We start from the raw sequence: 19,717 nt of genomic DNA, 5'->3' as shown, positions 1-19,717 counted from the left end.
ATTGACAGTATCAAGCCTCTGTTCCCGACAATTTTGCATATTCGGCTGCAAATTTTGCAGTTGACCGGTCCTACTGCTTGATGATCTGCCGGGTCAGAAAACCATCTTCCGACTGGATCCGGATACGGTATGGACCGGCCGGTAATTCCTGCATCCCGATCTGGTTATCACCACTGAATAGCTGTTCCCGTTTTATGATCTGTCCCTGCGCATCCAGCAGCAAAGCGTTACCGGTCTGATGCTGCGGCCAGTGGACCGTTACTTGTTCTGCTGTAGGGTTGGGGAAAATACGAACAGCTACATCCGTCAGATAATCCTTTACCGGTGTGGCCACATCCAGGGTAGTGATCTGATCCAGGCAGAGATACGCCGGCGTGTTGGGGCCATATTGTCCGACATCACTACTGGTCAGCGAAAATTGCAGGCTATCGGCATCGCCCAGTGCCGTCAGGTCCAGATAGGTCCATTCCTTAACGATATAGTCCTGGCTGTTATCCTCAAACCGGTAATCGGCCAGGTAGAAATCGATGCTATCCGTACTCAGCGTACCGTTCAGGTATTTCTTGATGGTCAGCAGAAAAAAGTCCGGATCGTCTCCCGTTTCTCCACCGAATTTTTTGGCGAAGCTGTCCCCGTTCAGCATGCTCAGGTAGGCATAGGTATTGTTGGTGACGTACAGCCCTTCCACCGTTCCTCCGGCTGCACCTTCCGTCAGGATCAGATTAGAGAATGGAGAAGCGAACGTAACGGCATAGGTATCGGAATCATCGTAACCACCGCCGGTAATGGCGCTGAATTGGTTGGTATAGCCCGCGGTCAGCGTATCCGTCATGCTCGAAATGGCCCATCCGGACCAGGAGCCGTAATCGAAATTATAGCTATTGGGCAGAAAAACATTGCCGTCACTAAAACCGCCGCTGTTGTCGCCGCCGTCCAGAAAGTTATCGGGAGCCAGGCCAAAGGATTCGAAGGTGGCCGTTGTCTGGGCCGACACGAACGACAGCGAAATACTGCCCAGCAGGCAAATGAAGAATTGTCTCATTGGTATTGATGTTTATTATGGTTTTTATGGAATCGGTTGATGCACCTGGCTTCCGGTCGGTCGCCGAAAATACAGCTGCAGGCCAAGCTGGAAATGCCGGCCAGGCATCGGTTGGCGTTCGATCACGCGATAAGGAACATTCCAGAGATTATTGATCTGGAGATAAAGACGGGATCCCCAGTTTGATTTCTCCAGATGATAGGTAAGTCCCGTACTGCCCAGGTCATAACCGGATAGCTGGCCGACATTGAGACTGCCGACCGGGCCGGTGTAAGTGTGCCGGTACTGCAACTGCAATTGCCGCCATTGCAGACGGGCCTGTCCGAATGCCTGATGTTCCGGCACGTAGATCAGTTGTTCCCCCCGCTCGAGTTTAGGACTGGTGATCCCGATCTCGTTCGTAGAGCGGATGTAATCATAAGCGGTAGAGAGCTGCAACTGCCAGTCGGAAGACCGCCAGCCCCATTCCGCGCGATATTCCAGTCCCCGGCTCCACACCTTGGTAATATTATTAGAAGACCAGAAAGACTGTCCATCGGGGCGGCTCCATAAGATCCAGTTATCGATATGGCGATTGAAGGCCGTAATGCCCAATGACCAGGAGTGGGCACCGGTAACTGCCCGCCACTCCAGCCCGGCTTCCTGGCTCCAGCCGCTTTCGGGCAGCAGGTCCGGATTGCCACCCGGTTGCCAGTACAGGTCGTTGAGGGTCGGCAGACGATAGTTGCGGCTGACCTTGGCCCGAAAGCGCAGGTGCCGGCTTACCGGCCCTTCCAGCCCCAACCCCGGTACCAGAGGTTGTAACTTACCGTCGACGATCTCTTCCCGGAGGTTGAACTGCAGCGTCCAATCGCCCAAATGGTATCGGTATACCAAAAAGGGCGCGGTGCGGTTTTGTTCCGGAGGACGGGCGTAGGCATCCGCCCGGGCCGTCACCCAGTTATGGGTAATGCCGAATTGCAGGTGGTGGTTCCCGTTCCAGGCCCGGCTTCCGCTGACCTCCGCCTGAGTGGTCCAGAAACCGGTCAGTGCCTGCAAACGGATCTGTTCATCCCGGTAGTCGATGATCTCCCGGAAGAGCCCCAGCCGGGCCTGCCAGATCATTTGCGGACCAATCCGTTTCCAGTGGAGTGCCGTTCGGATAAAGCGGTCGGCCTGGGTGGCGAGGCTTTGGTTTTGTACGGTAGTGGGCGGGATCTCCCGGTCGGATTGCTGGGCCCAGACGTGTATGCTCAGTTGCTGACGCGCATCCGGTTTCCAGTAGGCACTTTGTAAAATGCCCGACTGCTGCAGGGCCGCATGGGTACGGACCTGCTCCGCCAGGTCCGGTCGGATCCGGTACCGGAAATCGTTATCGGCAGATCGGTAAAAAAGGCGGGTCTGGAATCCCAGACGTCCCTGGCGATAATATCCGCTCAGCTGGTAGTCCTGAAAGCCAAAACTGCCGAGGGTAGACCTTAGGTCCAGACCGGCGGTACTATCTCCGGGCATTTCATTACTTAGACTGAGTACCCCTCCGATGGCACCGCTGCCCCAGGCGGCACTATTGCCGCCGTAAGTGAGTTGGGCACGGTCGATAAACCCCAATGGGAACAGCGAAAAATCTAATTGCCCCAACATTGGGCTGGGTATGGGCAGGCCGTTCCACAGCACACTGGTATGGGCGGCGCTACCGCCACGGATTGAGGTAGTGGCAATGCTGCCGCTGCCGTAGCTTTTGATGTAGAGGCCGCTTTGCTGACCGAGCCATTCTGCCAGATTGGTGTGAGCAAATGCCCGGAGGTCCGCCCGGTCCCAGTTGCGTGTCCGCCCCCCCGTGACCTGACTACGTACGCTGGTCTCACTGATCTCGACCGTGGGCAACTGCAGTAACGTATCGATCTGCGCCACGCTAAAAAGCGGCAGACTCAGCAGGAGGCAAACAGCGAACAGATGAATGAAAGCAGGCATAGTTCCTTCGGGTTGGCTCACGGAACAATGCCAGGAAGAAAGGTCAGTGGGTAATCCAGGGCGGGGTAGGGGAGCACCATTCGGCCTCCAGCCAGTATTACCTTGCCTCATTCCCCGCTTTTCCTCCGAAAGCTTGAATGAATAACTTCCGACCGTTTCGGACGGTCAAAAGCAGATGACATCAGGCAGGTCTTCTGGCTCGTTCTTTTTGCCGGCGCCTTCCCACCCTGATGATTGGGCAGTGGCGTTATGCCGGAAAATGTACAGAACTTACAGCAGCGGGGACTGCTCCGGATTTACACCGGATTCCCTTTTAAGATCGATTGCGAACCACCGGGATCAACAAAACGATCACCTAAGCGACACAAAGGTAATCTTTTTTGGTACAAGTGGACCCTTCGTCAATTTACAGACAACAGTATAGGATAGAAAGCTCGGATTTATTTTGTTTATTTAGGGGCTTAAAAAACGAAAAACTTTAAAAGCAGTTTGGGTTTGGTTTTTCAAACTGGTTACCGGTTATTTTTTGACTATTGACCGCTAGCTAAAGGCCATAACAAAAACAGCTTTAAACACTTTAAACCGGTGCTTATATGCACGTATCCCATCTGCTGAAATGCCTCCTGCTGGGAGGCTTTTGCTGTTGGCTACTTCCTGTTGCGACTGCTCAGGAAATTGCCGAAAAGCCCCCCACCTTTAAGGAAGACCTGGACAATCTGGTACAGGGTCGCCTGTATTCCCCCAATTACTTTCCCATCAAGGGAAGTCCGTTTCTGACGAAAGACTGGAGCCTGGAAGATATCCAGATGCAGGGCAAGTTGTATACGGACATGCCGGTCTGGTACGATATCTATCTGGATGATCTGATCCTCCTGAATCAGAAGGGGGCAAAACTCTATTTTATTCGTCTGAACCGAAAGCAGGTAGAACACTTTAATATCGGCGACCGGCAATTCGTCAATCTGGCCCTTAGTCCCTATGCCTCCTTGCCGCTGCGGCCGGGTTACTACGAAAAGGCCTTTGCCGATAAGGTTACGTTTTTGATTAAACGTTCCCTGGAAATACAGGAAGAAGACAAGACCCTGATCAACTATTTTACCCGGAACGATCGCCGTTTTCTACTGATCGACGGCACCGTTCACCGGATACGCAACCGGAAAACACTGCTCGCCGCCGCCGGTAAGGCCAACCGGCAGGAACTTTCCGGTTTTATCAAAAATCAGAGGATCCGGTTTAAGAGCGCTACCGATGAGGAATGGGTAGCCATTGTCCGTTTTTTAAATACGCTTCAACCCGACCGGCAATGAAAAGATATACCTTACTGTTAGGCCTGCAACTCGGCCTGCTGGCCGTGCTTAGCGGGCAGTCCGGCGATCCGGAATATATACTCAATAAAAATTTTAATGGCCAGGCTTTTACCACATTCGTTACCGAAGTGGAGGCCGCGCATGATTTGCAGTTCTACTATTTTCCGGGCTGGACGAGTGAGCTGCAGGTGGTCCAGAATCAGACGCCGGCGACCTTATCCGAAGTGCTGACTTCGACTTTCGCCGATACGGATTACCACTTTTTCATTCAGCCCAACGGTCAGGTGATCCTGACGCAGGGTAAAACGATCCGACCGGAGATCCAGTTGATGGATCCGGCGGAGATAGCCGCCCGGAACAGTGCCGAGAATGTTGCGGTAATTTCGGCTGCCGAACGCCAGCTTAAAGATTTTGAGACCGAATGGATCATCATTGGTGATCCGGCTGCACCGGAGCAAAAACCGCGGGTAAAACTGAGCGGTTTTGTCCGTAATACCGACACCGACCGGCCCCTGCCGGAAGCCATCGTGTTTGTGGAGGAACTGCAATCCGGGACGACAACCGATTCCCTGGGCTACTACGAGCTCAATCTCCCCCAGGGCAAATACCGCATCCTGTACCAGAGTATCGGTTTAAAAGAGACCAGTCGTAATGTCCAGCTGTTTGCCGGCGGACAGGTAAATGCCGGACTCGGAGCCCTCATCCTCGATATGGAAGAAGTGGTGGTGCGGGCCAACCGGCAGGAACACGTCCGCAGTACCCAGATGGGCGTGGAGGCGCTAAAGATCGAAACCATCAAGCAACTGCCGGCCCTGCTGGGAGAGGTAGACATCGTCCGTTCGGCGCTGATGCTGCCCGGGGTGCAAACGGTCGGGGAATTCTCATCGGGTATCAACGTTCGCGGCGGTGGCTCGGATCAGAACCTGATCCTGCTCAACGGCGCCCCTGTATTTAACGCTTCTCACCTTTTCGGGTTTTCCTCTTCCTTTAGCCCGGACGTGATCGAGGGATTCGAACTCTACAAGAGTAGTATTCCCGCCAAATTCGGTGGTCGGATCTCTTCGGTCCTGGACCTGGAAATGAAACAGGGAGATCTGGAAGACTGGAGCCTGAAAGGAGGGATCAGTCCCGTAACCAGCCGGATCACCGTGGAAGGGCCCATCGTGAAAGACCGGTCTTCGCTGATCGTCAGCGGCCGGAGTACTTATTCCGACTGGATCCTGAAGCGTATCCGGGATGCTTCCTTTCGCAACAGCCGTGCCAATTACTATGACCTGACCACCCGCTATAAAACCCGCATCGGGCAGAACGACCAGCTCGACGCTTCGCTGTACTTAAGCCGGGATTTCTTTAAACTGAACGGAGATACCACCTTCGCTTACCAAAACCGAAACGCGGTGGTGAATTACCGGAAAGGTTTCGGCGAAAAACTGTTCGGTACTTTTTCCGGGATCTACAGTCATTACCGCTTCAATGTAGGCAGTGATGCGCAGGCGATCCGGTCCTTTGATCTGGCTTATCAGATCGATCACCTGGAAGGGAAGGCACATTTTTCCTACGCTCCTGATGATAAGCATCAGATTAACTTCGGGGCGGGCCTGATCAACTACCGGCTGGATCCGGGAAGCATCGAGCCCGATAGCCCCGAATCCATCGTGGTGCCGCGGCAACTTGATAAAGAACGGGCATTGGAAGGCAGTATCTACGTCAGTGACGAATGGACGGTTTCGGACAAATTCTCGGTACAGGCCGGCTTGCGGCTGACCCAGTATTTGTTCCTGGGGCCGCAAAAGGTGTACAATTACCAGGAGAACGCCGCCCGCATCGAAGAGAATATCGTGGACAGCACCCTGTATTCGGGCGGCTCCATCGTGCAGCGGTACGGCGGACCGGAATACCGGATGTCTCTGCGCTACTCGCTGGGCCCCAATTCCTCCCTGAAAGCCGCTTTCAACCGAAATCGACAGTACCTGAGTATGCTGTTCAATTCGGCTACGGTATCCCCGACGGCCACCTGGAAATTATCGGACTCCCACATTCGCCCGCAGACGGGCGATCAGTTTTCGCTGGGGCTCTTCAAAAATATGCTGGAGGACCGCCTGGAGTTTTCTCTGGAAGGCTATTATAAACTCATCCGGAATATGGTGGAGTACAAGGCCGGGGCCGAACTGCTGCTGAATGACCGTTTGGAAACGGATGTAGTCAACGGAGAAGGCCGGGCCTACGGACTGGAAGTACTCTTCAAGAAGAATGGCCGGAAACTCAACGGCTGGATGAGCTATACCTATTCCAGAACGCGCTTCCGGGCGGATAGCCCCTACGCGGAAGATCGTATCAATCAGGGAGAATGGTTCCCGACCAATTTTGATAAACCGCACGATTTCAGTTTCGTGGCGTTTTACCGGGCCTCCCGCCGGTTCAGCTTTTCCACGAACATCGCCTACAGTACGGGGCGGCCCATCACCATACCGGTTGCCAAATACCAGTATGCCAATGGCGTGCGGCTGCAGTATTCACGGCGCAACGAATTCCGGGTACCCGACTATTTTCGCTGGGACCTGTCCGTCAATCTGGAGGGAAGCCATAAACTGAAAAAACTGGCCCACAGTTCGTGGTCTTTGTCGCTGTACAACGTAACCGGCCGGCAGAATGTCTACTCCATCTATTTTGTGAGTGACGGCACTACGGCCCGCGGCTATCAGCTTTCTATTTTCGGTAAACCCTTCTTCACACTGACTTACAATTTCAGAATATGAAAAAGTGCATCTACTTTGTACTCCTGGCCCTTTCGGTATACAGTTGTGTGGAGCCCTACGAGCCGGAAGTTGGCGAATACGACAGCACCCTGGTGGTGGACGGCATCTTTACAGATGGCGAAGATACCTCAACGGTTTTGCTTTCCCGTTCTTACGCCTACTCGGGCGGCGCGCCCGAACTGGTGGTGGGAGCTACCGTAGCGGTAGAGGACGAACAGGGTAACCGGATCGAATTTACAGAGACATCCCCCGGGAAATATCAGAATGATCCGGCGGTTGTTTCGGGGCGCGCCGGGGTGAATTACCGGCTGTTGGTCATTACTCCGGAGGGTAATCAGTTCGAATCGGACTGGGAAACCCTGAAATCTTCACCTCCGATCAAAGATGTCTACTATCAATACGAAGAACGGGAGCGGGATAACCCGGACTTGTTCCCCTTCAAGGGAATTCAACTGTACCTGGATACCGAAGACACCGAAAACAATACGCGTTTCTATCGCTGGGAATACGTGGAGACCTACCGTTACGGATTGACTTACCCACCGCTGCTGATACCTAAATTCGGCAATCCGCCGGCCCGGGGAAGGGATACCATTTTCGAGATCCCGCTGAACGAACTGGAAGGCTATCGCTGCTGGAAATCTGTAGAATCCACCAAAATATTCATCGCCTCTACCGAAAGTTTTTCCCAGGATAAGATCGAAGGCTATCCCCTGCTTTATGTGAATAACCGGACGCCGCGACTTTACCTGCGGTACAGCCTGCTAGTGCGCCAGTACGCTATTTCTGAAGATTACTACGAGTATCTGCGCACGATCGAGGCGACTAACCAGACTACCGGTAGCCTTTTCGATCCGATCCCGAATGAGATCTTCGGCAATGTGCACAGTTCGGACGGGCGTGATATTCCCGTGTTGGGTTACTTTGGGGTAGCGGGGAGCAATTCCAAACGCATATTCATCAACCGGGACGAATTGCCGATGGGCTTAAATCCGCCCTACGGACCCGATTGCTCCGTAGATACGCTTGCCTACAATTTGCGGGACCTCTACAATGAGATCCGCTACTCCGGTAAGTTACTGTACAATTATTCCTATGACCTATTTGGTAATCCCAACGGATATCAGGTAACTACGCCGGAATGCGCCCGTTGTTCAGCCCTCGGGGCCACGAATATCGAACCGGAGTTCTGGTAGACCGATCATCGGTCATCCAATTAATCAAGGACAAATTGAATAAATTAGGATATATGCAAATTTTCAGATCTCTCGTATGCCTGGTCCTGATGGTGCTGCCTTTAGCCATCCGGGCGCAAACGACCGGTACGGAGGTGCCGGCGGAGTTGGTGGCGGAGCGTCTGCTGGTTCATACGGACCGGCAGTTGTATATCAGCGGCGAAGTGATCTGGTTCCGCTTGCTGGCTTTTGCGGCGGATACCGATCAGTTGTCCGATTTCAGCCAGGTAGCTTACGTGGAGTTGATCAGCCCGGACCGGATACCGGTTTCCCGGGTGAAAATAGATCTGAACGCAGGGCAGGGCAATGGTTCCATTGAATTACCGCAGGCGCTCAACAGTGGCAGCTACGTCCTGCGCGCGTACACCCAGGCGATGCGCAACGGAGCAGAAACGGACTTTGCCCGCTCAAAACTGATCATTCTGAATCCAGGGCAGGCCGTCGTCCGGGCGGATGCAGCCCGGGCCGGTGATTATGCCGGTTTTGTGCCGGAGCACCCGACTTTAACGGTCGATCCGGCCCGTTCGCTGAATATCCAGATAGAAACCGTTCAGGCAACTGTGGGCCAGCGCAGTGAAGCGGTGCTGGAGATCACCACGACCGACGCTGCGGGCCGTCCGGTATCCGCGGACCTATCCCTGGCCGTTGCGCTGCAGGCTACCGAAAATACAGGCACGGTACCCCTGTTTCAGGAAGGGAGCCGTCCGGCGGGGCGCCCGGCCGTTGCTCCCGGCAGTATTCGCTACGCACCCGAAGATCGGGGTATGAACCTGAGCGGAAAGGTGATCGATGAGGTTACTCAATCCGGCGCTGCGGATGCGGATATCTTTCTGGCATTTCCGGGAGACGTGGCCCGGGTGTATATGGCCAGGACGGATGAAGCGGGGAATTTCTCCTTTCTATTGCCAGAACTGTACGGTTTGCGTCAGGTCGTACTGCAAACCCATCCGGAAGAGACCCGCAACCTGCGCATGGAACTGACCGATGAATTTCATCCGATCGCAGCGAAAGATCAAACGACTTTTATTTTGCCTCCCGACTGGGTGCCGGTGGCCAATGCGGCTCTGGTCAATGCCCAGGTCCGGCAATCTTATCAATCCTTCGAACTACCGCCGGTATACGAAGTCGGAAATCATTTTGACAGTATCCCGTTTTTTGGGCAACCCGAGGCGCTTTACCGACTTGATGATTACAATCGTTTCCCCCTGCCGGAATTCTTTTTCGAGATCGTACTGGAAGTAGCGGTAAAGGGGAAATACGGCAGCGAACGCGTGGAAGTGATCAACGAATGGGAGAGTCCCTTCGAGGATCCGAAACCGCTGCTGCTGGTGGACGGTGTACCGGTATTTGACCAGCGCACTTTTCTAAAGATCAATAATAAACTCATCGAAACGGCCGAGATCGTTACCGAGCCCTTCTGGCTCAATCCGCTCTTTTACAATGGGGTTATTCAGTTGATCTCTTTCGAGAAGGACGGCCGCTGTTTTCGTTTGCCGGAAAATGCCCTGCAGCGATCCTTCCTGACCCTGCTGCCGGAGCGGCAGTTCAGTGTCCCGGATTATGCCGCTCAGCCGGATAGCCGCTTGCCGGATTTTCGGAATACACTGTACTGGGACCCGTCCGTACACACGGATGAGCAGGGAAAAGCGACGGTCCGTTTCTTTACCGGCGATGCGGTAGGGAATTTCGAGATCCGGTTGGAAGGCGTTTCGCCGGAAGGGCATCTGGGGAGTTCGGCGGGCAGCCTGGAAGTGGTGAAAGAGGTGCGCTGATCCGTCGGGCTTACGGGGCCGCAGGCGGCCCCTGTAGGTAGGGTATCAACACCGCTGGACTGACAAATCCGCACCATCTTTCCCGCAGTTGTAGTTTTTCCGAAAGGAGGATCGTGGTCGGAAAAATGATCTGTCCATCTTTTTTGGCGAGCATCTCGGCCAGTTCGTGGTAACCATCCTGTGCGCCTTCGTAATTCCGGTTCAAAAAGATAAGCGCATCCCGGGACTCCGCGTCGAGGCGAAGCGCATAGAAATTCCCATTGATCTTCTCACTGACCTGTTCATTTTGAAAGGTATTGTGATCCTGCAGAGCACAGTACTTACACCAATCCGTATGAATGAACAGCAGTACCGGTTTGGGAGCCCGGCGCAGGCTATCCGGCAGATCGGCAAAAGCAGTCCATTGCACCGCCTGGGCGTGTAGCTGTAGTCCACTGCAGAGCAGGACCAGCAGCACCAGCGTCTTTCCTATTTTTACCGCCCCGCTCATCTTACGGTATATCTGAAACCCAGAAAGCCCCTGATCCCCTGATTGGGTGCAAATACATAGCTGGGATCGAAGGTGAGGGCGTATGGGTTATTCGCCGTAGCCACCACCTGCCCCTGTTCATCAAAGGTGACCCCGCGATCGAAGGGATCAAAGGCCCGGGCGATGCTGTTGGCGGGAGGGGTGAAATTAAGCAGGTTCTTCACTCCGGCGTAGATCTCCCAGTTTTTTCCGAAGCTTTTGGTCAGTTGCAGGTTTTGAATACTCCACCAGGGAGATTCGGCCGCCCGTGGGTCCGTATCACTGAGCCGGGGCAGGCGCATCGGGCCGTACACATTGCCCGTGTAATCGATCTTAAGATCCAGTTCAGGAAAAGTATAGTTGATATTCCAGACCCCGGAATAGGACTCGGTGAGGATCTGTTGGGTTTTTACGCCGTTCTCTTCCGCGAAAACATCCATACCGGTCAGTCCGGCCACCACATTGAAACCCGAAGGAAAGGCGAGGTCCACATTCAGCGATACACCCCGCGAGATCGCGTGGCCGTCCAGATTGGCGTAAATGATCTGATTGGGGTTGGTCTCGTAGTCGGCAATGATCCGGTTGTTGAAGTAGGTATAGAAAGCCGTGGCGTCCAGGCTGATGATCGTATTATTACGGGTAAAGATCTTTCTCACCACATTAATATTGGCGTTCCAGGAGGTTTCCGGTTGCAGATCACCGATAAAAACGACCTGCCGGGCCCCGGTTAGGGCCGCGTGGTCTTCGGTAAAGACATTCGCTACCCGGTAGCCGTTCCCGGCGCTGATCCGCAGGGTACTCTTTTTATCACTGGAACTCCATTTGTAATTGATCCGCGGCGACAGGATGCCGCCGTGCAGACTGTTGTGATCGTAACGCAGGCCGAGGAGTAGCTTGTGGTTCGCATGCAGCGCAATTTCATCCTGCACGAAAATGCCCGGCAGATAAGTGACCGAGGGCGCATTGCCGTCGCCGCCATCCGGTTCAAAAGCCGCGGTGGCCGGCGTGTCATCATCGTAATAGGTGTAGCGGAAAGCGGTACCCAATAAAAAGCTGTGCCGCAGGCCGAGTTCTTTATGCCAGCTCAGTTGCCCGAAACCGATATACTGTTGGGCCAAGTAGGTGGTATTGCCATAGACCGAATTCTGATCGTGACCGTTAGCGCTGAACTGGAAATTGATCAGCTCCGTGGTCGGCAACTGATAGATCCCAAAGGCTTCCCAGCGGTTGGTATAGATGCTTTCTCCGTACACTTCGTCGCCGCCCCGGTAGGGTTTGGCCCAGTTCATTTCACCGCCCCAGCGATCTTCGTACACATAACGTCCGGCGAAGGAGAATGTCCGGTTCTGCGGACGGTCGATACTCCATTTGTTGAAAACGGAGATCCGGTCCTGCAGGGTAACATCCGTAAAGCCGTCCCCATTGTGATCAATGGGCTGCTGGTAGTTAAAATAATTCACGCCCAATAGGGAACTCGCTTTTTTACCGAGGCCAAAACGCAGCCCGAGATCCGTATTGAGCTCACCCCAACTGGTACCAAAAATATCCGCCGAGAACTGGGGCGCGCTGCCGGGGTTGCGGGTAATGATGTTGATCAGTCCACCCACGGCTTCCGATCCGTACAGCGTAGAAGCGGGCCCTTTGACCACTTCTACCCGCTCGATCAGCGATTGCGGAATACCGGTAAGTCCGTAAACCGTAGAAAGGCCACTGACGATCGGCATGCCGTCGATCAGCACCATGGTATAGGGGCCTTCCAAACCATTGATGTGGATGTCTCCGGTATTACACACATTGCAGTTGAGTTGGGGGCGTACTCCATTTACATTTTGCAGGGATTCAAAAACCGATGGGGTAGGGTTAGCCTTGAAAAAATCATCGCGGTAGACTTCTACGGGCACCGGGCTATCCAGCCGGCTGACGGTTTTCATCGTACCGGAGACGACCACTTCGTCCAGATCCAGTTGGGATGGCTCAAGTTGAAAGTCTACCGTCACGTCCTGGTTTTGGGCATCGATGGTGATGGATCTGCGTCGGGAAACAAAGCCCAGCATACTCACTTCTATCTGGTATTCACCGTAGGGAACCGCTTCGATCAGGAAATAGCCGGCCGTATCGCTGATGCTGCCCCAGCTGGTACGAAGCAGAGCGACAGACGCGAATTCCAGCGGTTGATCACCGGAAAAGATCTGGCCGCGTACGCTTCCGCTTTGTCCGTAGAGGCCCGACCCGCATGATAAGAGTATATAGAGAGGTATTAGTTTGTGCATAAGCCAATCGTTTGATATTCAAAAATACAATTTTAGATTAATCTAAAAAATATTTTTAGTTATTCTTTAGCTCGGAAATAGAAGAAGGGGAGCGGTCGTGGCAATTAGTGAAAGTCCCTATCCGATAGTTCGAAATGGGAAATTAGGATGTTGATAAGCCGGGAAAGCTGAAAAAAGGCTAATGAAATAGATTGATTTACAGTGAATTGTAAGAATGGTAGGTATAGGGATAGCCAATATTAGGTATAGCGAAAATCAAGAAAATAGCGATTTCAGGATCGGGAATGGCGTCCTATCTTTGCGTTTAGAATTTGTCTAAATAAGAATAAGCAGGAGTATATGGATATTTACAAAATCACCCGACTGTCTGGACTACTGATCATCGTTGCCCTTTTCGGGGCCTGTGAAAAGGACGTTCAACCCATTATTAATTACGACTTCGTTTACGAAGGAGATAATTTTGAGACCAATGCCGCCGCCGAACTGGAACTGCGCAACGCATTATCAGCATTGGCTTCTGAAATGAAAAACGGCCGTACCGCCGGTACACAGGTGGATTATAACCAGCTGTTAAGTCTCTATCAGGCCGGCACACCTTCTCTGGCTTCTACCTCCACCACCTACTACCAGAACCGTATCGAAGGTGCCGGTGGCTGGCTGGAAGAGTTGAGCAAGGCCAGTGGCGGAACTTATACGCCGGGTACGCCTACCGGAGAAGGTGGGGTATACGAAGGTTATCTCTTCAATGAATACGGCCTGGAACTGGAGCAGATGGTAGAAAAAGGTCTGTTTGCCGCCGCACTTTATAACTACGCGGCGGCGATCCTGGACGGTAGCCACGACGAAACGACTGCCGACCGGGTAGTAGCCCTTTTCGGTGCACATCCGGATTTTTCCAACTCCGACAACTCCTCCGTGGATAATCCCGACACCTTTTCAGCCAAGTATACCGCCCGCAGGGACAAAAATGACGGTCTTGGCATGTACTACATCATGGTGAATAACTTCGAGGTCCTGCAAACAGCTATTCGCATAGGAGATGATCTGGATACTCAAAAACGTCTCGCCATTGCTGCCTTGAAAACGACCTGGGAGCGGGCCATTTTCGCCACCGCGATCAACTACCTCCATTCCGCCATTTCCAAGCTAAGTAGCACCAATCCGACGGATGCGGATCAGGCCAGTGCGCTTCACGCGTACAGTGAAGTAATTGGTTTTATCCACGGATGGCGGGAAATCGCCCCGGCGCAAAAGCTGATCACCGACAGTGAGATCGATGATCTGCTGCTCACCCTGAATGCACCCTACGATGCGGCTCCGGCCTCCTACACTTTTGCTACCGATCCGGTGAATGAGCTGCCGAAAATGACCCAGGCGATCGATAAGATCCAGGCCATTTACAGCTTCACCGATCAGCAGATCCAGGACTTTAAAGAAAACTGGGTCTCCAAGCAGGGACGCTAAAATAACCGAACATAGGGCTGGTGCCGGGCACCGTCTAATTTTCTGGAACATCCAAGATCTGAGTTACCAATAAACCGCCAACCATGAAGCGCACATTGATCTACTTACCGGGCCTGTTGTTGATCCTAACCCTGGCCTGGGCCTGCAAAAAAGATGATCCGGGGAGCGAAAGACCGGATTTTGACCGCGCCGCTATGCTCGAAAACTATGCGGTTAACGTCATCCGTCCGGCCTACGAGGAACTCCTGGCCGCGACCAATACCCTCTCCGGACGATGGACGGAATTTGTTGCTGCCCCCGATACAGATAAACTGGCGGCCCTACAGGATCAGTGGCTGAGTACGGCCATTGCCTGGCAGGCGGCCAACGGCTTCAATTTCGGCCCGGCCGGTGAAGAGGGATTGCGAAAAGGACTGATCGAAGAGATCGGCACCTTTCCGGTAAATACCGATAAGATCGAGAATTTCATCAGCGCCGGTGATGCCACGCTGAATAATTTTGATCGGGACAGTCGCGGTATCCTGGCCATTGAATATCTGCTTTTTGGGCATAGCGGTAATACTCAAGATGTACTACAGGCCTTGGAGGACGACAACCGGCGGATCTATCTGGCCGCCCTGATCGATCACCTGTACGGCGAAGTGGATCGGGTGGCGACGGCCTGGGAAACCTATCAGACCGAATTCATCGCTAATGACGGTACGGATGTGGGCTCCGGCACTTCACAGTTGTACAATGAATTTGTCCGCAGCTACGAAGCCGCCAAGAATTTCAAAGTAGGGCTACCCGCGGGAAAACGGGCCGGTCAGACCCAGGCGGAACCCCAACTGGTGGAAGCCTACTACTCCGGCAGATCACTGGATCTGTTGCAGGCCCATCTGGCCTCCATCGACCGGATCTATTACGGTAAGGGACTGAACGGCGGCGATGGTGCCGGCTTTCACGAATACCTCCAGGCCGTGGAGGGCGGCCCAACCCTGATCGCATCCACCGAAGCGCAGTGGGCGGCGGTAGAGCAGGCGCTGGCCAAGGTGCCGGCTACACCTGCTTTCTCCGAATTGGCCGCTCAGGATGACCCGGCTGTGGATGCCCTGCATACCGAAATGCAGAAACAGATCCGCTTTTTCAAAAGTGATATGTCTTCTCTGCTGGGCATCGCGATCACCTTCAACAGTGGGGATGGGGATTAAATCCGGTATTTCCGGTAACACGTCAATTCAAGAACATCCGATCAAAATACACTACACTATGAACACACCTTTTACCGCCGGCCGAATGCTTGGCCTGCTTCTGTTAACTGTCAGTTTTTTTGCTTGTCAGAAAGATGACGAGGACCTGACTATCGACTATCGCGAAGTCTTTGAAAATTACGCCGAGATCGTGCACGCTTCCTACGAAGACAGTTACCGGACAGTAGCTGACCTGAAGACGGCCATTGACGATTTTGTAGCGAATCCCACGGCAGAGGGACTGGAAAGTGCTAAAAACCTGTGGCTGGTGGCCCGGATCCCTTACGGTCAAACCGAAGCCTACCGTTTTTACGGAGGTCCGATCGACGACGAAAACGGACCCGAAGGGCTGATCAATGCCTGGCCGATCGATGAGAACTTTATCGATTATGTGGACGGTAATGCTACGGCCGGTCTCATCAACGATCCGGTGAATTACCCGACGATCGATAAAGCTACCCTGGCGGACCTGAACGAAAGCATTTCGGAGACCAGTATCTATACTGGTTACCACGCCATCGAATTTCTGCTCTGGGGGCAGGATCTAAGTGCCGACGGGCCCGGCGAACGCCCGTACACGGATTATGTTACCGACGGCACGGGTACCGCTGACCACCAGGCTCGCCGGGCGGAATACCTGCAGGTTGTCACCGATCTTTTGCTGGATCACCTGGCCGAAGTTCGGGACGAATGGGCCGACCGGGCGGAGTACCGGACGGCCTTTCTGGCCACCGATGATGCCGTGGCGCTGGGACGCATCTTTACTTCTTTAGGCGAGCTGAGTAAAGGCGAACTGGCCGGGGAGCGCATGTTCGTAGCCGTCGACTCCAAAGATCAGGAGAACGAACACTCCTGTTTCAGCGACAACACGGATACGGATATCCGGATGAACCTGGAAGGGATCGAAAACGTGTACTACGGGATTTACACCCGGACCGGACCGGCCGCTGACGTCATCCAGGGCGAAAGTCTGGCACAGAAAGCGGCTCTGGTGGATGCGACCAAAGCGGATGCGGTAGATGCCGCTTTCCAGGCCGCCGAAACTGCCGTGGAGGCGATTCCCCGCCCGTTCGATCAGGCCATCCTCAACAATGAGACCCTGATCCTGAACGCGGTGGAAGCCCTGCGCGAACTGAGCGACCGGCTGACGGATATGGGCTTTGCTATGGGGGCGGAGTTTTAGAGACCAGATTTCGAACTGTTCCCTCGCAACGGGCGAGATCGGAAATAGCGGTAAGTCCGCACCGGTCTGCCACAGAACATAACCACCGAAAAACGCTAAGGAGCATCGAAGTTTTCCGTTTCCGGAAGGCTGAGTGCGCCTTAGCGCTTTTTGCGTTTAAACGGCAATTATTTAGACCTGTAGAGTTAAACTTAAAATGCAGCATATCATGGCGGCAAAGCGCCTTTTCTTCCTGAGTATTCTGTTGAGCCTGGTAGCCTGCACCAAGGACGAACCGCTATTGGAAACAGAAGCGGGGGAGAAGTATTCCGGAGGGGAGAATTTCACCACATTTGATTTTTCGGAAAATGCCTTCGGCGTGCAGGGCAGAAATCTGAGTCGAGAGGATGAGAATCTTTTTGTGGCGGGAAATGCCCTGTTTCGTACCAATTGGGTAACGGCTCCCGCTTCGGTCCAATCCCTGGACGGGCTCGGGCCGGTATTCAATGCGATCTCCTGCGGGAGCTGCCATTTCAAGGACGGACGGGCCGAACCACCCCTGAGTCCGGACGAGCCGCTGAACGGTTTGTTGTTTCGTCTCAGCGTCACAGCGCCCGGCCAACACGGGCAAACTCTGGGGGATCCGGTATACGGGCTGCAACTGCAGGATAAAGCCATCCTGGGCGTCCGGCAGGAAGCTTCGGTACACGTAAACTACCGGGAGATCAGTGGGACCTACGCCGACGGCAGCATATATACGCTCCGGGAACCCGATTACGAGTTTTACGATCTTCGCTTCGGTGATTTTGCGGCGGACCTGCACTTCTCTCCCCGTATCGCCCAGCAGATCCCCGGACTGGGGCTGCTGGAGAATATACCCGAAAGTAACATCCTGGCCCTGGCCGATGAGCAGGATGCCGATGGCGACGGAATTTCCGGCCGGCCGAATTACGTGTGGGATAAAGTCAAACAGTCGGTCGCTTTGGGCCGATTTGGCTGGAAAGCCAACCAACCGCACCTGCGGCAACAAACGGCCGATGCCTTCAACGGAGATATCGGGATCACTTCTTCCATCAACCCCCAGGATCATCTGACGGACACCCAGCGGGAAGCGTTGCAGGACGTACCCAACGGCGGCGAGCCGGAATTATCGGATGATCAACTTGATCGCGTAGTGCGTTACCTGGAAACCCTGGCGGTACCCGGCCGCCGTAATGTGGATGATGCGCAGGTCCTGCAGGGAAAAGCCATGTTCCATCAATTGCAGTGTGCCACCTGCCACCAGCCGAAAATGGAAACGGCTGCCAACGGACCGATACCGGCCCTGAACAACCAGACGATCTATCCCTACACGGATCTGCTGCTGCACGATATGGGCCCCGGACTGGCCGACAACCGGCCGGATTTTCTGGCTTCTGGTACTGAGTGGCGTACGCCGCCGCTGTGGGGCATCGGTCTGATCGCTACGGTTAACGGACATACCACTCTGCTACACGACGGACGGGCCCGCAATCTGGAGGAAGCCATTCTCTGGCACGGAGGAGAGGCTGAGGCCGCCCAAAAGGCCTTCACACAATTAGCTGCATCGGAACGGGAAGCCCTGATCCGCTTTCTCGAAAGCCTGTAAGATATGACCAACGAGCGTCTGCATACCATCACCGACTGGCTGAGCAAGCCGGTTTCCATCGCACCGCTGGTGACCTTCCGGCTGGTTTTCGGGGCGGTGATGGTATTTAGTACGCTGCGGTTCTGGTATCTCGGCTGGATTGAGGAGCACTTTATCGATACGCAGGTCACTTTTAAATATTTCGGTTTCGAATGGATACAATTGTTACTGCCGGAAGCCATGTATCTGTTGCACGCCCTCATGTTGCTGGGGGCCATTGGGGTTTGGCTGGGTTTATTTTACCGGCTATCGGCCGGCGTCTTTTTTCTGACCTTCACCTACGCGTGGCTGATCGACCTGACCTACTACCTCAATCACTATTACTTCGTCAGCATTGCCGCTTTTTTGTTGATCCTGGTGCCGGCTCACCGCCGCTTTTCGGTGGATTGCTGGCGGAAACCGGAGCTCCGACAATTGCAGACGGCGCGCTGGACGATACTGATCTTTAAGTGGCAGATCGGGATCGTATACATCTACGCCGGACTGGCCAAGATTAATTACGACTGGCTGATTGCTGCCCTGCCCCTGAAGATCTGGGTACCGGCCAACGATAATCTGCCCTTGGTAGGGCCCCTGTTCCGCTGGGAATACACGCCCTGGATATTCAGCTGGATCGGAATGTTGTACGATGCGACTATTGTTTTTTGGCTGAGCTGGCGACCTACCCGCGTGCTGGCCTATCTGAGCGTGATCATTTTTCACGGCCTGACCGGTATGATGTTCCAGATCGGTGTTTTCCCGATCGTTATGATCGGTGCAACCTGGATCTTCTTTTCCGAAAAGTTTCACGAGCGATTATTGCGATTCCTCGAACAAGGATGGCCGGTGAAAATAAGCGTGCAAAAAGCGGCGTCACCCCGCCGCATCGCTTCCTGGACCTTCTATCTGCTCGTAGCGCATTTCGCGCTGCAGTTGTTGTTTCCCTGGCGCTACCTCCTGTATCCCGGCAATATGTTCTGGACGGAGGAAGGATACCGTTTCGGCTGGCGGGTAATGCTGATGGAGAAAGCCGGCACGGCTACCTTTTACGTTCGGGATGGTGCCGGGGGGAGGGAAGGCATAGTTTTCAATGAAGACTTTCTGTCCGACCACCAGGAGAAGCAAATGGCGATGCAGCCGGATATGATCTTGCAGTATGCGCATTTTCTGGAAGCACATTATAAAGAAAATGGGATGAGGGATCCCCGGGTTCGCGCCGAAGTATACGTCACGCTGAACGCCCGGCCCAGTCAGTTGCTGGTGGATCCCAATCTGGATCTGACGACCGTGGAAGACAGCTGGGCCCCTAAAAAATGGATTTTACCGTATGACAAATCAGTTGACGATGAGCAATAACGGATTACTACGTATCATAAA

At 53.9% G+C, this 19,717-nt stretch carries 13 protein-coding genes and 1 riboswitch; of the genes, 9 read left to right on the top strand and 4 right to left on the bottom strand.

Annotated elements, in window-relative coordinates; all coding sequences use genetic code 11:
* Window positions 1-70: 70 nt before the first annotated feature.
* Both CRP01_RS26480 and CRP01_RS26475 read right to left on the bottom strand, forming a co-directional pair.
* Entirely contained in the window at window positions 71-1,042 is a 972-nt protein-coding gene (locus CRP01_RS26480; protein ID WP_099153133.1) for a DUF4465 domain-containing protein, read from the bottom strand.
* 24 nt (window positions 1,043-1,066) lie between these two features.
* Window positions 1,067-2,992 carry a TonB-dependent receptor plug domain-containing protein gene (locus CRP01_RS26475; protein ID WP_170110552.1) on the bottom strand — a complete coding sequence of 642 codons (1,926 nt, stop codon included), beginning with the start codon at window positions 2,990-2,992 and terminating at the stop codon, window positions 1,067-1,069.
* A 167-nt stretch (window positions 2,993-3,159) separates the two neighbouring features.
* Window positions 3,160-3,345: riboswitch (cobalamin riboswitch) on the bottom strand.
* Window positions 3,346-3,585: 240 nt separating this feature from the next.
* Here CRP01_RS26475 and CRP01_RS26470 point away from each other — a divergent pair.
* From CRP01_RS26470 to CRP01_RS26455, 4 genes are read left to right on the top strand one after another with little or no spacing between them, the layout of a single operon-like run.
* Window positions 3,586-4,299: a hypothetical protein gene (locus CRP01_RS26470; RefSeq protein ID WP_099153131.1), complete on the top strand. Its 714-nt coding sequence runs from the start codon at window positions 3,586-3,588 to the stop codon at window positions 4,297-4,299.
* The gene (locus tag CRP01_RS26465; protein ID WP_170110551.1) at window positions 4,296-7,055 is read left to right on the top strand and encodes a TonB-dependent receptor; all 2,760 of its coding nucleotides are present in this window, start codon (window positions 4,296-4,298) and stop codon (window positions 7,053-7,055) included. The genes CRP01_RS26470 and CRP01_RS26465 overlap by 4 nt, the downstream gene beginning before the upstream one ends.
* Complete coding sequence (locus CRP01_RS26460) at window positions 7,052-8,251, top strand: DUF4249 domain-containing protein (protein WP_099153129.1); 1,200 nt, start codon at window positions 7,052-7,054, stop codon at window positions 8,249-8,251. Before CRP01_RS26465 ends, CRP01_RS26460 begins: the two co-directional genes overlap by 4 nt.
* 53 nt (window positions 8,252-8,304) lie before the next feature.
* Window positions 8,305-10,062 (top strand): hypothetical protein, encoded by a 1,758-nt coding sequence (locus CRP01_RS26455; protein ID WP_143473542.1) that lies wholly within the window; start codon window positions 8,305-8,307, stop codon window positions 10,060-10,062.
* Between the two features lie 10 nt (window positions 10,063-10,072).
* Here the strand turns inward: CRP01_RS26455 and CRP01_RS26450 are convergent, their stop codons facing one another.
* Both CRP01_RS26450 and CRP01_RS26445 read right to left on the bottom strand, forming a co-directional pair.
* Complete coding sequence (locus tag CRP01_RS26450; RefSeq protein ID WP_099153127.1) at window positions 10,073-10,552, bottom strand: thioredoxin family protein; 480 nt, start codon at window positions 10,550-10,552, stop codon at window positions 10,073-10,075.
* A complete protein-coding gene (locus tag CRP01_RS26445; RefSeq protein WP_099153126.1) occupies window positions 10,549-12,840 on the bottom strand; it encodes a TonB-dependent receptor in 2,292 nt (763 codons plus the stop codon). Before CRP01_RS26445 ends, CRP01_RS26450 begins: the two co-directional genes overlap by 4 nt.
* Window positions 12,841-13,179: 339 nt before the next feature.
* Here CRP01_RS26445 and CRP01_RS26440 point away from each other — a divergent pair, with 339 nt between their 5' ends.
* From CRP01_RS26440 to CRP01_RS26420, 5 genes are all read left to right on the top strand, one after another.
* Complete coding sequence (locus CRP01_RS26440; RefSeq protein WP_099153125.1) at window positions 13,180-14,304, top strand: hypothetical protein; 1,125 nt, start codon at window positions 13,180-13,182, stop codon at window positions 14,302-14,304.
* An 83-nt stretch (window positions 14,305-14,387) separates the two neighbouring features.
* Window positions 14,388-15,494 (top strand): imelysin family protein, encoded by a 1,107-nt coding sequence (locus CRP01_RS26435; protein WP_099153124.1) that lies wholly within the window; start codon window positions 14,388-14,390, stop codon window positions 15,492-15,494.
* A 58-nt stretch (window positions 15,495-15,552) separates the two neighbouring features.
* Window positions 15,553-16,716: an imelysin family protein gene (locus CRP01_RS26430; protein ID WP_170110550.1), complete on the top strand. Its 1,164-nt coding sequence runs from the start codon at window positions 15,553-15,555 to the stop codon at window positions 16,714-16,716.
* A 208-nt stretch (window positions 16,717-16,924) separates the two neighbouring features.
* Window positions 16,925-18,322, top strand: coding sequence for a di-heme oxidoreductase family protein (locus tag CRP01_RS26425; RefSeq protein WP_222845818.1), 1,398 nt, complete (start codon window positions 16,925-16,927; stop codon window positions 18,320-18,322).
* A 3-nt stretch (window positions 18,323-18,325) separates the two neighbouring features.
* Window positions 18,326-19,696, top strand: a complete 1,371-nt coding sequence (locus CRP01_RS26420; RefSeq protein WP_099153121.1) for an HTTM domain-containing protein — start codon at window positions 18,326-18,328, stop codon at window positions 19,694-19,696.
* Window positions 19,697-19,717 lie beyond the last annotated feature (21 nt).

Source organism: Flavilitoribacter nigricans DSM 23189 = NBRC 102662, assembly GCF_002646595.1.
GTDB lineage: Bacteria > Bacteroidota > Bacteroidia > Chitinophagales > Saprospiraceae > Flavilitoribacter > Flavilitoribacter nigricans.
Note: the sequence above shows the minus strand (reverse complement) of the source record. Positions and strands in the feature narration are given on the sequence as shown.